Raw genomic sequence first — 12244 nt, 5'->3', positions numbered from 1 at the left:
CTCCTACGCCGACGAGTGGGCCGCCGTCCTGGCCGACCCCGACAAGCTCGCCCGCTTCCAGTCCTTCGCCAACGCCCCCGACACCCCCGACCCCACCATCGCCTTCACCACCAACCGCGACCAGCCCGTCCCCGCCGCCCCCGTCGGGCTCGGCATCCCCACCCTGCGCACCCGGGAGAACGCACGATGACCGCCTACGCCACCGAGGCCGCCCCGGCCCGGGCCACCGACTCCACCGACACCGCCTGGACCCCCGCCTGCCCCAGCGCCCGGCTGCGCCCCGACGACGGCGTCGCCGTCCTGCTGCCCGGCGGCCGCCAGGCCGCCCTGTTCCGCACCCGCACCGGGGAGCTGTTCGCCGTCGACAACATCGACCCCTTCACCGGGGCCGCCGTCCTGGCCCGCGGCATCGTCGGCGACCGCGCCGGCGAGCCCACCATCGCCTCACCCCTGCTCAAGAACGTCTTCTCGCTGCGCACCGGCCGCAGCCTCGACGACCCGGCCATCGCCCTGGACACCTGGCCCGTCCACGACGACGGCACCACCGTGCGCATCGACACCCGCGCCCGAACCCGCATGGAGGGCGCCCCGTGACCACCGCTCCGCCGCTGACACCCGCACCGCGCACCCCGAACCCGCCCACCACCGCACCCCTGGCCGGGTTCACCGTCGCCGTCACCGCCGCCCGCCGCGCCGACGAGCTCTCCGCCCTGCTGCGCCGCAAGGGCGCCCAGGTCATCGCCGCACCCGCCCTGCGCATCGTCCCCTTGAGCGACGACCAGCGCTTGGCCGCGGTCTCCGACGACCTCGTGCGCCGCCCCGCCGACGTCGTCATCGCCACCACCGGCATCGGCTTCCGCGGCTGGGTGGAGGCCTGCGAGACCTGGGGCACCGTCGAGGGCCTGCTCGACTCCCTGCGCACCTCCCGCCTGCTCGCCCGCGGCCCCAAGGCCAAGGGCGCCATCCGCGCCGCCGGACTCACCGAGGAGTGGTCCCCGCCCTCGGAGTCCTCCGCCGAGGTCCTGGACTACCTCCTCCAACGCGGCGTCCAGGGCCTGCGCGTGGCCATCCAGCTGCACGGCGAACCCCTGCCCGACTTCACCGCCGCCCTGCGCCTGGCCGGCGCCGATGTCGTGGAGATCCCCGTCTACCGGTGGACCCAGCCCGAGCAGACCGCACCCCTGGACCGGCTCATCGAGGCCATCACCGGCGGGGGAGTGGACGCCGTCACCTTCACCAGCGCCCCCGCCGCCGCCGGACTGCTCACCCGCGCCCGCACCACCGGCCACGGCGACGCCCTCGTCCAGGCCCTGCGCCGCGACGTCCTGGCCATGTGCGTGGGCCCGGTCACCGCCCGCCCCCTCATGGCCCACGACATCCCCACCACCTGGCCCGAACGCGCCCGCATCGGCGCCCAGGTCCGCACCCTGGCCGAAGAACTGCCCGCCCGCTTCCCGACCCTGGCCGTGGCCGGGCACCGGCTGCGCCTGCGCGGCCACGCCGTCCTGGTCGACGGCACCGTCCACACCCTCTCGCCCACCCTCATGCGGCTCATGCGCGCCCTGGCCCACCGCCCCGGCCAGGTCCAGGACCGCACCCGCCTGCTCACCTGCCTGGGCGAGGACGCCGACGCCCACGCCGTGGAGACCGCCGTGGCGCGCCTGCGCACCGCCCTGGGCGACGCCAAGATCATCCAGACGGTCGTCAAACGCGGCTACCGGCTGGCCCTGGACGACACCCCCGGATGCGAGTGAGGACCGTGCACCGACACCCCGCCCTGCTGCTGGCCCTGCACGGCACCCGCGACCCCCGCGGCACCGCCGTCGCCCACTCCCTGGCCCTGCGCGTGGCCGAGCTGACCCGGGTGCCCACCCGGCTGGCCTTCGCCGACGTCGCCGAACCCACCGTCGGCCAGGTCGCCGCCGCCTCCCCGGGACCGCTGGTGGTGGTGCCCGCGTTCCTGGCCGCCGGCTACCACGTGCGCGCCGACATCCCCGACCAGCTCGCCCGCGCCGGACGCGCCGACGCCGTCGTCACCCCCGCCCTGGGCGACCACCCGGCCGTGCGCGACACCGCGGTGCGGCGCCTGCGACGCGCCGGGTACCGGCCCGGCGACGCCGTCGTCCTGGGCTGCGCCGGGACCTCCGACCCGCGCGCCATGGCCGAGGTGCGCCGCGCCGCCGACGCCCTGGCCGCCCGCCTGGACACCCCCGTCCACCTCGCGTTCGCCGCCACCGCCGCGCCCACCGTCGCCGAACGCGTCGCCGAGCTGCGCGCCCGGGGCCACCGCCGCGTCGCCCTGGCGTCCTGGCTGCTGGCCCCTGGCCTGTTCCAGCGACGCCTGGCCGCCGCCGGCGCCGACGTCGTCGCGGGCCCCCTGTGCCCGGACGCGGCCATCGCCCACGCCGTCGCCGCCCGCTACGCCGAGGCCGCCATCCCCCAACCCGCCTGACCCCCCGGGGGGCGGGGCGGGGTGGCCGATTGCGGCAAGGGGGTGCGCGGGCGCCGCCGACGGGGAAGACATCCCGGTGGACCCGCCGCCACCCCCCCGGAGAGGCACCCCCATGACCGCCCTGCCCCCCGCACCCCAGGACATCCGCGAACCCGCCTGGGACCGCACCCTGGGCGTCCTGACCGGGGCCGCCGCCGCGACCGCCCTGGTCGGCGCCGACCCCTCCCTGCTCGCCCGCTTCCTGGCCCCGGCCCCCTCGCCGCCCGCCCGGCTGGCCGCCCTGGCCCGCACCGCCCTGGACCACCGCTCCCCGCCCGCCGCCGACCCCCTGGACCGGGCCTGGACCGACGCCCTGCGCACCCTGGTCGTCACCGGCACCGCCCCCGACACCTCACCCGACCTGGAGCACGCCCCCGTCGACGACCCCCGCGGCGTCTCCTGGCTGGCCCTGACCCGCACCCCCGTCCCGCTCCACGCACCCCACCGCGGCTCCTTCGCCTGCGCCCACCTGGTCGACGCCGTCTGGACCGCCTACACCGCCTCCGGCGACCTGGCCGCCATGTACACCGGCGCCCTGGCCGGGGCTCGCTGGGGCCTGTCCGCCGTCCCCCTCCAGGCCCTGCGGGTCCTGGCCGCGACCACCGACCCCCACACCCTGGTCGCCGACGCCGCCGCCCTGTCCCTGGAGCCCCGCACCGACCGGTGGCCGCACGACAGCGTCCTGGCCACCGAACCCCGCCGCCTGCCGCCCTTCGCCGTCCCCCACCCCCTGGACCCCGATGTCCTGCTCGGCAACATCGACCACCTGCGCGCCCGCCCCGAGACCGTCGACGCCGTGGTCTCGCTGTGCCGCACCCACCCCACCGACGCACCCCACCTGGCCCCCGCCGACTGGATCCGGGTGTGGCTGCACGACAGCCCGCAGGTCAACACCAACCTGCACTTCACCCTGGACGAGGCCGCCGCCGCGGTCGCCGCCCTGCGCGCCGAGGGCAAACGCGTCCTGGTGCACTGCTGGGCCGGGGCCTCGCGCACCCCCGCCGTGGCCGCCCGCTACGCCGCCGCCGGGCTGGGCGCCCCCGTCCTGCCCGCCCTGACCCTGCTCATCCGCACCGTCGGAGGACACCTGGACAACCCCGCCCTGGCCCGCGCCGTCGCCCACCTGAGCGGCCACGACCTCACCGACCCGGCCGCCACCCTGTTCCCCGACGGGATCCCGCCGCGCCGCGCCGACCTGCCCGACCCCCGCATCACCGGCTGAACCCCGGATCACCGACCGGACCCCACCCCGTGACCGGATAGGGACCGTCCGCAACCACGCGGTGAGAAGTTCCACAAACCGCCGCTTTCCGGTACCGTTACCCTGGCGTTACCCTTAGGCTCTGCGCTCAGACCCCGCGTGATGCCACCCGGCGGTCCCCTTGCGGCCCCGCGGCCGGGCCCCGGTACGGCCCGGCACCGGCGGGCGCCGTGCACCCGGCGCGCACCCCCCGCCCTCCTTCGCATGGGCGATGCCGTGCGCGGGCCACCCGAGCGGCCCGCCCTGCCCTGTTCCCGTTCAAAGGACTCCGACGTGGGCGAAAACCAGCCCCAGACCACACCGGCCGACGAGGACACCACCCTCCTCGACGCCACCCCCGGGACCGCGCCCGTGGGACCCCGGGTCGCCGCCAAGCGCGCCCGCCGCAAGCGCACCCTCATCCTCGCCGGCGCCGCCGGCCTGGCCCTGCTCGTGGGCGGCACCGCCACCGCGGCCGTCGTCGCCACCGGCGCCGACCCCCAGAGCGCGGCCAACGCCACCGTCGTCCCCGAGGCCGACCCCGACCCGCTCGTCCCCGCCCAGGGGCAGGGCGAGCCGGACACCGACGCCGCACAGGGCGCGCAGGACGCCGTCGCCGGGGCCACCCAGACCACCAGCGCCGACGCCTCCGACATCAAGGAGGAGCCCGAGCCCGAACCGGAGCAGGAGGCCTCCACCGGAGGCGGCTCCACCGGTGGCTCCACCGGCGGCGGGGGCGGTGAGCCCACCGGCGAGGGCGGCACCTGCGAGGCCTCCTACTACGGGGCCGACTTCGCGGGCCGCACCACCGCCAACGGGGAGACCTTCGACCCCAACGCGATGACCGCCGCGCACAAGACCCTGCCCTTCGGGACCATGGTGCAGGTCACCAACCCCAACAACGGCAAGTCCGTCACCGTGCGCATCAACGACCGCGGACCCTTCATCGCCGGACGCTGCCTGGACCTGTCCACCGCCGCGTTCGACCAGATCATCGGCACCGGCGCCGGCGTCGGCCAGGTGCAGTGGCAGGTCGTCTCCTAGACCCCGCCAACGCCACCGGGCGCCCCGCACCCTCCCCGAGAGTGCGGGGCGCCCGGCGTTCCGGGCACTGCCGGATCCGCGTGTGAGCCCCCGCACGTCCCCACCCCGTGGCACAATCCCCGTCAATCGCAAGATCATCCACCGACACGCGAGGGAGCAGGGGCGTTGTTCCGCACCACCACCGGCTGGGTCGTCTCACCCACCGACCTCGTCGACACCCTCGAATGCGACCACCGCAGCGCCCTCAAGGCCGCGCTGGCCGCCCGGGTCGAGGGCGCCCCCGCCCCCGAACCCGTCGACCCCCTCGTCGCCCACCACGGCCTCCTGCACGAACAGGCCGAACTCGAACGCCTCACCGCCCTGTTCGGCCACGTCGTCCACATCCCCGACCCCCACCCCGACGACGCCTCCCTGGCCGAGGCCGCAGCCGCCACCGCCCACGCCATGGCCCAGGGCGCACCCGTCATCTACCAGGGCTGCTTCCACCACCCCCTGCCCTCCCGCGGACCCGTCCCCGTCGCCTTCCACGGCCGCGCCGACTTCCTCATCCGCGCCGACCTGGACCCCGCCACCGGCAAGCCCCGCCCCGACACCGACCCCGACGAGCCCTTCACCTACGAGCCCTGGGACACCAAACTCGCCCGCCGCCCCGGCCCCGGCGCCGTCGTCCAGCTCGCCGCCTACGCCCACGCCGTCGCCGTCGCCACCGGCCGCACCCCCCGCCGCATGCACCTGCTCACCGGCGACGGCCACACCCACAGCCTGGACACCATCGACTTCACCCCCATCCTGGGCACCGTCACCGACCGGCTCCTGGACTCCCTGGCCACCGACCCCGCCCTGCCCACCCCCACCTGGGGCGCCCCCCGCCCCTCCTGCGACGGCTGCGGCTACTCCACCTGGTGCTCCTCGGGGCGCACCGCCGCCCGCCACCTGTCCCTGGTCGCGGGCCTGCGCACCGACCAGGCCGCCAAACTCATCGACGCCGGCATCGGCACCATCGACGACCTGGCCCGCGCCACCGACGACCAGCGCCCGCCCGCCCTGCCCCGCCGCTCCTTCGAGCAACTGCGCGCCCAGGCCTCGCTACAGGTCCGCCAGGACACCACCCGCACCCCCGACAACCCCCAGGGCACCGTCACCGCCGAGGTCTTCGCCCCCGACGGCCTGGCCTCACTGCCCGCCCCCAGCACCGGCGACGTCTTCTTCGACATGGAGGGCTACCCCTACCACTCCCGCGACGGCGGCCGCGGCCTGGAATACCTCTTCGGCGCCACCACCGAGGACGACCACGGCGCCGAGACCTTCCACACCTTCTGGGCCCACGACCGCGCCCAGGAGAAGAAGGCCCTGGAGGACTTCGTCGACTTCGCCTGCGCCCGCATCGAGGCCGACCCCGACGCGCACATCTACCACTACGCCTCCTACGAGGTCGACCGCCTCAAACACCTCAGCTCCGAGTTCGCCACCCGCGAGGAGGAGGTCAACCGCCTCCTGCGCGAACACCGCCTCGTCGACCTCTACACCGTGGTCCGCAAGAGCCTGCGCGTCTCCCAGCGCTCCTACTCCATCAAGTACCTCGAACCCCTCTACCTGCCCGACGCCCGCTCGGGCGGCGTCACCACCGCCACCTCCAGCATCGACGCCTACGCCGCCCACCTGGCCGCCCTGGAGGCCGGGGACCACGACCGCGCCGCCCAGGTCCTGGCCGACATCGCCGCCTACAACCGCGACGACTGCCACTCCACCGCCCGCCTGCGCGACTGGCTGGAGGAGCACCGCACCCTCCAGGGGATCACCGACCGCCCCGTCGTCCAGCTCGAACTCACCGAGGCCGAGGCCGAGCGCGCCCGCAAGCGCGCCGAACGCCTGGCCCGCCAGGCCGCCCTCACCGAACCCCTCCTGGACCACGTCCCCGACGACCCCGCCGAGCGCACCGAGGAGGACACCGCCCGCGCCTCCCTGGCCGCCCTGGTCGGCTACTACCAGCGCGAGAACCTCCCGCCCTGGCGCGAGCACTACCGCCGCACCAACGCCCCCCTCACCGACCTGGAGACCGACACCGACTGCGCCGTCCCCTGGCAGGTCCGCGCGGGGGAGTGGATCGAACCCACCGGCCGCCAGCGCAAGGCCCGCCGCGAGATCCTCATGCGCCTGGACACCTCCCACCCCCACCCCTTCACCACCGGCCAGGACGTCCACCTGCTCTACCCCGGCGCCCCCGGACAGCCCGCCCTGGCCGCCACCGCCGCCGTCACAGAGGCCCGCCCCGACAGCCTCACCATCGTCGAGACCTGCGACGCCGACGCCCTGCACTTCCGCAACCCCGTCGCCGTCCTGCCCGGCTCCCCGGTCAACCCCGCCCCCAAGGACGGCGCCCTGGAGATCGTCGCCGGACACGCCCTCCAAGAGCTGCCCGAGTGGCCCCGCCACGCCGGACTGGACCTGCTGCGCCGCATCCCCCCGCGCCTGACCCCCGCCGGGCCCCTGCCCGACCCCGCCGACCACGACGGCGACCTCATCGGGGCCACCATCGCCGCCGTCGACCGCCTGGACCACTCCTACCTCGCCGTCCAGGGCCCGCCCGGCGCCGGCAAGACCTACCTCGCCGGGCGCCTGATCACCCACCTGGCCCGCCAGGGCAAGAGCGTGGGCGTGTGCTCCACCAGCCACAAGGCCGTCGAGAACGTCATGTCCGCCGCCCTGCGCGCCGCGGAGGAGGCCGGGATCGACCTGCCCGCCGCCAAACGCGCCAAGTCCAAGAAGGACGCCGACCCCGACCTGCCCTGGGACCAGCCCACCACCCCCCAGGCCCTGGCCGGATGGCGCACCAAGCACACCGCCGAGGGCCGCCCCGTCCTCATCGGCGGCACCGCCTGGGCCATGGCCAACGCCTCCATGGTCGCCGACCCCCTGGACGTCCTCATCATCGACGAGGCCGGGCAGTTCGCCCTGGCCGACACCCTGGCCGTCTCCGCCGCCGCCCGCGACCTGGTCCTTCTGGGCGACCCCCAGCAGCTGCCCCAGGTCGTCCAGGGCACCCACGGCGAGGGCGCCGACGCCTCCGCCCTGCAACACCTCATGGGCGGACGCCAGATCATCGACCCCGCCCGCGGCTACTTCCTGGACCAGACCCGCCGCATGCACCCGGCCGTGTGCGCCCCCGTCTCCGACCTGTCCTACCAGGGCCGCCTGCACGCCCACCCCACCACCGCCCTGCGCACCCTGTCCGCCCACGAACCCGGCCTGTACGCGAACGTGATCGACCACCGGGGCCGCACCACCCACAGCCCCGAGGAGGTCGACGCCGTCGTGGCCGCCGCCACCGCCCTGGTCGCCGACAAGGTCACCCCGGGCCCCGACGCCGACCCCCGCCCGCTCACCGGCCACGACATCCTCGTGGTCGCCCCCTACAACCTCCAGGTGCGGGCCCTGCGCCGCGCCCTGGCCCGCGCCGCCGAGGCCGACCCCGCCCTGGAGGGGATCCGGGTCGGCACCGTCGACCGCTTCCAGGGCCAGGAGGCCCCGGCCGTCATCTGCTCCATGACCACCTCCGACGCCGCGGAGACCAGCCGCGGCACCGCGTTCGTCCTGGACCGCAACCGCCTCAACGTCGCCCTGTCCCGGGCCCAGCTGATCGCCGTGCTCGTCCACTCCCCGCACCTGGCCGCCACCGCCCCGCGCAGCATCGAGGAACTGCGCCTGCTGGCCTCCTTCACCCGCCTGAGCACGGCGGCCCGCCCCTGGCCCGACCACCGGTGACGACACACCGCCACCGGTTTCGGACACCCGCCGGGTGGAGTACGTTTTACAGAGCACGCCCCCTGCCACGGCCGGTCCGAACGATCGCCGGGCAGTGCGCCGCGCGTGCGCGACGGCCCACCCCGACCCGTTCTCGAAAGGCACCCCGGCCCCCGTGTCCGACAGTCCCTCCGCCTCCGGCGGTGGCCGCAACACCCGCCACCCCACCGGAATCCGCGTCGTCGTCATCATCCTGGCCCTGATGGCCCTGTCCCTGGGACCCGCCGGGTACCTCATGGGCGCCAACGCCCAGGCCCACGCCGGGTCGGCCGCCGAGTGGTACACCCTCTCCTTCGGCGCGTTCGTCGGCATCCCCCTGCTGGCCGCCGCCGTGGCCACCGTCGCCGGGGACCGCAGGGCCGCCCTGTGGTCGCTGGTGCTGCTGGCCTGGCCGGTGGTGTTCGTGTCCCTGATCCACTTCACCCCCCTGGGCGGGTAGGCTCCCGGGCGTGTCACCCAAGAAACGCAGGCAGCGCAAGCCGCGCCGGGACCACGACCGCGGCCCCGTCCCCGAGCGCGCCGACGAGGACACCGGCCGGGGGCCCGGCGCCGAGGCCAAGGGGAAGGTGTCGCGCACCCCGATGGTCGTCGACGACCCGCCCGACCGGCGCATCACCGCCCTGTGGGTGGTGCTGGGCCTGCTCTGGGGCCTGGGCTCCCCGCTGGCGCTGGCGGTACTGCTGTTCACCACCCTGGACGCCGGCGCCGTCGACCCGGCCGACGCCGCCGCCGGGGAGGCGGCGGTGCGCTCCATCGGCACCGCCCTGATCTGGCTGCTGGCCCTGGCCCTGGCCGTGCCCGCGCTCTCGGCCGTCGCCGCCGTCGTGCTGCGCCGCAAGATCGCCGCGATCGGGTTCACCACCGCCCTGGTCATCTCCGCCGCCCTGGTCTTCTGGGCGATGCCCCCGGCCGAGCTGTGGGACGCCCTGCGCACCCACCTGTCCGGCTGACACCCCCACCGAGAGAGAGGCCCCGTGGACGCACCCGAACGCCCCGTGGCCCTGCCCGACGCCGTGCGCACCCGCCTGGCCGCGGGCACCCACAGCGTCCTGGTGGACGCCCGCGCCCTGGAGCGGGTGCGCGAGCGCTTCGACGACGACCAGGCCCGCGCCCTGGGCCGGTACCTGGCCAACGCCCAGTCGCCCAACACGCTGCGCGCCTACCGCACCGACTGGACCGCGTTCACCGCCTGGTGCCTGTCCGAGGGCCGCACCGCCCTGCCGGCCGAGGCGGTCGACGTGGCGGTGTACCTGGCCGCCTGCGCCCAGGCCCGCACCCCCGACGGGCGCCTGGCCCTGGCCCCGGCCAGCATCGAGCGCCGGGCCGCGGCCATCGCCGCCGTGCACGGCGCCCACGGCCTGGAATCGCCCACCCGCGCCGAGGTGGTGCGCCTGACCCTGCGGGGTATCCGCCGCACCCGCCGGGCCCGCCCCCGCCGAAAAGACCCGGTGGTGCTGGCCACGCTGGAGGCGCTGCTGGCCCACCGCCCGCCCGACGGGTACCCGGGCGGCATCACCCGGCGCCGCGACACCGTGCTGCTGCTCACCGGGTTCGCGGGGGCGCTGCGCCGTTCGGAGCTGGCGCGGATCACCTTCGACGACATCACGGTGCGCACCGACCCGGCGGGCGGGGCCACCACGCTGCTGGTGGCGCTGGGCGCCACCAAGACCGACCAGGAGGGGCGGCGCGGCCAGGTCGTGGCGCTGCCTCGGGGCCGTCACCGGCACACCTGCCCGGTGTGCGCGCTGGCCGACTGGGCCGAGCTGCGCACCGCACATCTTCAGGGCGGGGACGGGGCGGTGCGCGCCCTGCTCGCCGCCTCCGCCGACCTGCCGCCGGCCGCCGCCCACCGCTGCGGGGCCCTCGCGCAGGGGGACCTGGCGGCGCTGGCCGACGGGGCGGGTCGGCCGCTGCTGGTCCCCGTCTCGCGCCACGGCGCCCTGGGCGCCAGGGCCATGACCGGCCAGTCGGTGGGGGACACGGTCAAGAAGTACGCCGCCCGCGCCGGGCTGGACCCCGACGCGTTCGGCGGCCACTCCCTGCGCGCCGGATTCGCCACCCAAGCGGCGCTGGGCGGGGCCGCCGACCGTGAGATCATGCGTCAGGGGCGCTGGACCAACCCGCGCACGGTGCACGACTACATCCGCAGCGCGGACCCGCTGGACGACAACGCGGTGACCCGCCTGGGACTGTGAGACGACACCGGTGGGAGGACTCGTCTCGAATCGTCAACAAACCCACCAGTGAGGACGGAAAACCGCACTTATCGTGCGATCCTTCACTCACGACACATTAGGTTGGTTGCGTGAGAAAGGGGACGGGCCCATGGTCGACGAATTCCGCGCGGCATTCCAACAACTGATCGACGCGTCGGTGGCCGCCGACCCCGGACAGTTCCCCTCCGCGGTCCACCGGGTCCTGCTGCTGGCCTCACAGATCCCCGTCTCCGAACGCGAACTCGCCCTGGAGGCCCTGACCCCCCTCCTCACCGGCGAACACGCCGCCCCCGGCATCACCGCCGACCTGTGCGTCGTCGCCGGGGCCCTCGTCGAGATGGGCACCGACCCCGGACCCGCCGGCCCCGAGGTCCTGCGCCGCCTGCGCGCCATCGGCCGCGGCGCCATCGTCTTCGCCCGCGCCTGGAACCGCACCGGCGGTGGCGAGCCCCCCGACTCCGACTCCGTCACCGCCGCCGACGAGAACCGCGTCGCCACCGACCTGGGCGCCGACGCCCCCGGCGCCACCATGTGCTGGTGGACCATCGCCCGCCACGCCCTGGCCGCCAAGACCATGCTCACCCACTCCAGCGTGCGCTCCCACGCACGCCGCGACCCCACCCTGCACGCCGAACTCGTCGCCGTCGCCAACCAGCTCGGCGACCACCTCACCGACCTCCAGGAGGTCCGCGCCCTGCTGCGCATGGCCGAGGCCGGCTCCGCCCTGGTCCTGGACCGCCACTCCGGCCGCGCCTTCCGCGTCCTCTTCGACGGCATCGGCGACAACTTCCAGCTCCACACCCTGCTCGCCGACGCCCTGGTCGGACCCAACGGCATGGGCCTGGCCGGCGACCCCCCGGACCCGCGCTGGGTGCGCGCCTTCCGCGACGCCGACCCCGACCCGGCCGCCCGCACCGTCCGCGGCTGGTGGAACCTGGTCGCCCACGACGGCACCTGGGTGTGGAACGAGGGCGTCCCCGCCGAGATCCCCACCCTGGAGGGCGAACACGTCCTGGTCCTGGACGAGCAGCCCTACCCCCGCTCCTGGAACGCCCGCCGCCGCCACACCCTGGTCTCGGGCTGGCTGGAGGTGGAGGGAGAGCTCTCCCCCGAGGAGGCCGCCCTGTGGTGGAAGCGGGTCGCCCCGGCCGAACCGGCCATCCCCGACGCCACCACCGAGGACGCCACCCCCATCCCCGAGCCGGTCCTGGCCGAGGAGACCACCGCCGCCGACCGCGTCCGCGGCTTCCTGCCCCCCGAACCCGAGACCGAACCCCGCGCGCAGCGCCCCGCACCGGCCCCCGAGCGCGCACCCGCGCCCGAGCCCGCACGGCCCCCGGCCCGCCCGGCGCCCACCGCCGAGCCGCCCCGCACCGGCCTGCCGCCGCTGCCGCCCGGGGTCTCCAACAGCTCCGCCTGGGGCCCCACCTGGCGCTGAACCGATAGCGAACA

Annotated in this window: 11 protein-coding genes; all 11 read left to right on the top strand. The window is 76.0% G+C overall.

The features are described 5' to 3' along the window. A partial coding sequence (locus ACJOT3_RS25740) for a hypothetical protein (protein WP_406975687.1) occupies positions 1-190 on the top strand: 190 nt, incomplete at its 5' end. Beyond that, positions 187-594, top strand: coding sequence for a nitrite reductase small subunit NirD (nirD, locus tag ACJOT3_RS25735; protein WP_406975686.1), 408 nt, complete (start codon positions 187-189; stop codon positions 592-594). The genes ACJOT3_RS25740 and nirD, both read left to right, overlap by 4 nt. Further along, positions 591-1754 carry a uroporphyrinogen-III synthase gene (locus tag ACJOT3_RS25730; protein ID WP_406975685.1) on the top strand — a complete coding sequence of 388 codons (1164 nt, stop codon included), beginning with the start codon at positions 591-593 and terminating at the stop codon, positions 1752-1754. Before nirD ends, ACJOT3_RS25730 begins: the two co-directional genes overlap by 4 nt. Before the next feature lie 5 nt (positions 1755-1759). Beyond that, on the top strand, positions 1760-2452 hold the full coding sequence (locus ACJOT3_RS25725; RefSeq protein ID WP_406975684.1) for a sirohydrochlorin chelatase: 693 nt from the start codon (positions 1760-1762) through the stop codon (positions 2450-2452). 112 nt (positions 2453-2564) lie between these two features. Then, on the top strand, positions 2565-3713 hold the full coding sequence (locus tag ACJOT3_RS25720) for a dual specificity protein phosphatase family protein (RefSeq protein ID WP_406975683.1): 1149 nt from the start codon (positions 2565-2567) through the stop codon (positions 3711-3713). A 312-nt stretch (positions 3714-4025) separates the two neighbouring features. Continuing rightward, positions 4026-4775, top strand: a complete 750-nt coding sequence (locus tag ACJOT3_RS25715; protein ID WP_406975682.1) for a septal ring lytic transglycosylase RlpA family protein — start codon at positions 4026-4028, stop codon at positions 4773-4775. Positions 4776-4940: 165 nt separating this feature from the next. Next, a complete protein-coding gene (locus ACJOT3_RS25710; RefSeq protein WP_406975681.1) occupies positions 4941-8537 on the top strand; it encodes a TM0106 family RecB-like putative nuclease in 3597 nt (1198 codons plus the stop codon). Between the two features lie 154 nt (positions 8538-8691). After that, the gene (locus ACJOT3_RS25705; protein ID WP_406975680.1) at positions 8692-9015 is read left to right on the top strand and encodes a hypothetical protein; all 324 of its coding nucleotides are present in this window, start codon (positions 8692-8694) and stop codon (positions 9013-9015) included. Between the two features lie 10 nt (positions 9016-9025). Beyond that, positions 9026-9526, top strand: a complete 501-nt coding sequence (locus ACJOT3_RS25700; protein ID WP_406975679.1) for a hypothetical protein — start codon at positions 9026-9028, stop codon at positions 9524-9526. A 24-nt stretch (positions 9527-9550) separates the two neighbouring features. Beyond that, entirely contained in the window at positions 9551-10771 is a 1221-nt protein-coding gene (locus ACJOT3_RS25695; RefSeq protein ID WP_406975678.1) for a tyrosine-type recombinase/integrase, read from the top strand. A 130-nt stretch (positions 10772-10901) separates the two neighbouring features. After that, positions 10902-12230 carry a hypothetical protein gene (locus tag ACJOT3_RS25690; protein WP_406975677.1) on the top strand — a complete coding sequence of 443 codons (1329 nt, stop codon included), beginning with the start codon at positions 10902-10904 and terminating at the stop codon, positions 12228-12230. The last annotated feature ends 14 nt before the right edge of the window (positions 12231-12244 follow it).

It is taken from the genome of Nocardiopsis protaetiae (genome assembly GCF_045446735.1).
In the GTDB taxonomy this organism is placed as follows: Bacteria; Actinomycetota; Actinomycetes; order Streptosporangiales; family Streptosporangiaceae; genus Nocardiopsis; species Nocardiopsis protaetiae.
The sequence above is the reverse complement of the archived record's forward strand: the minus strand, read 5'-3'. Positions and strand labels throughout refer to the sequence as shown.

Bases quoted from the DNA above. Each gene is read 5' to 3' on its own strand.
- nirD (WP_406975686.1), top strand. From the start codon at position 187: ATGACCGCCTACGCCACCGAGGCCGCCCCGGCCCGGGCCACCGACTCC.
- ACJOT3_RS25720 (WP_406975683.1), top strand. From the start codon at position 2,565: ATGACCGCCCTGCCCCCCGCACCCCAGGACATCCGCGAACCCGCCTGG.
- ACJOT3_RS25690 (WP_406975677.1), top strand. From the start codon at position 10,902: ATGGTCGACGAATTCCGCGCGGCATTCCAACAACTGATCGACGCGTCG.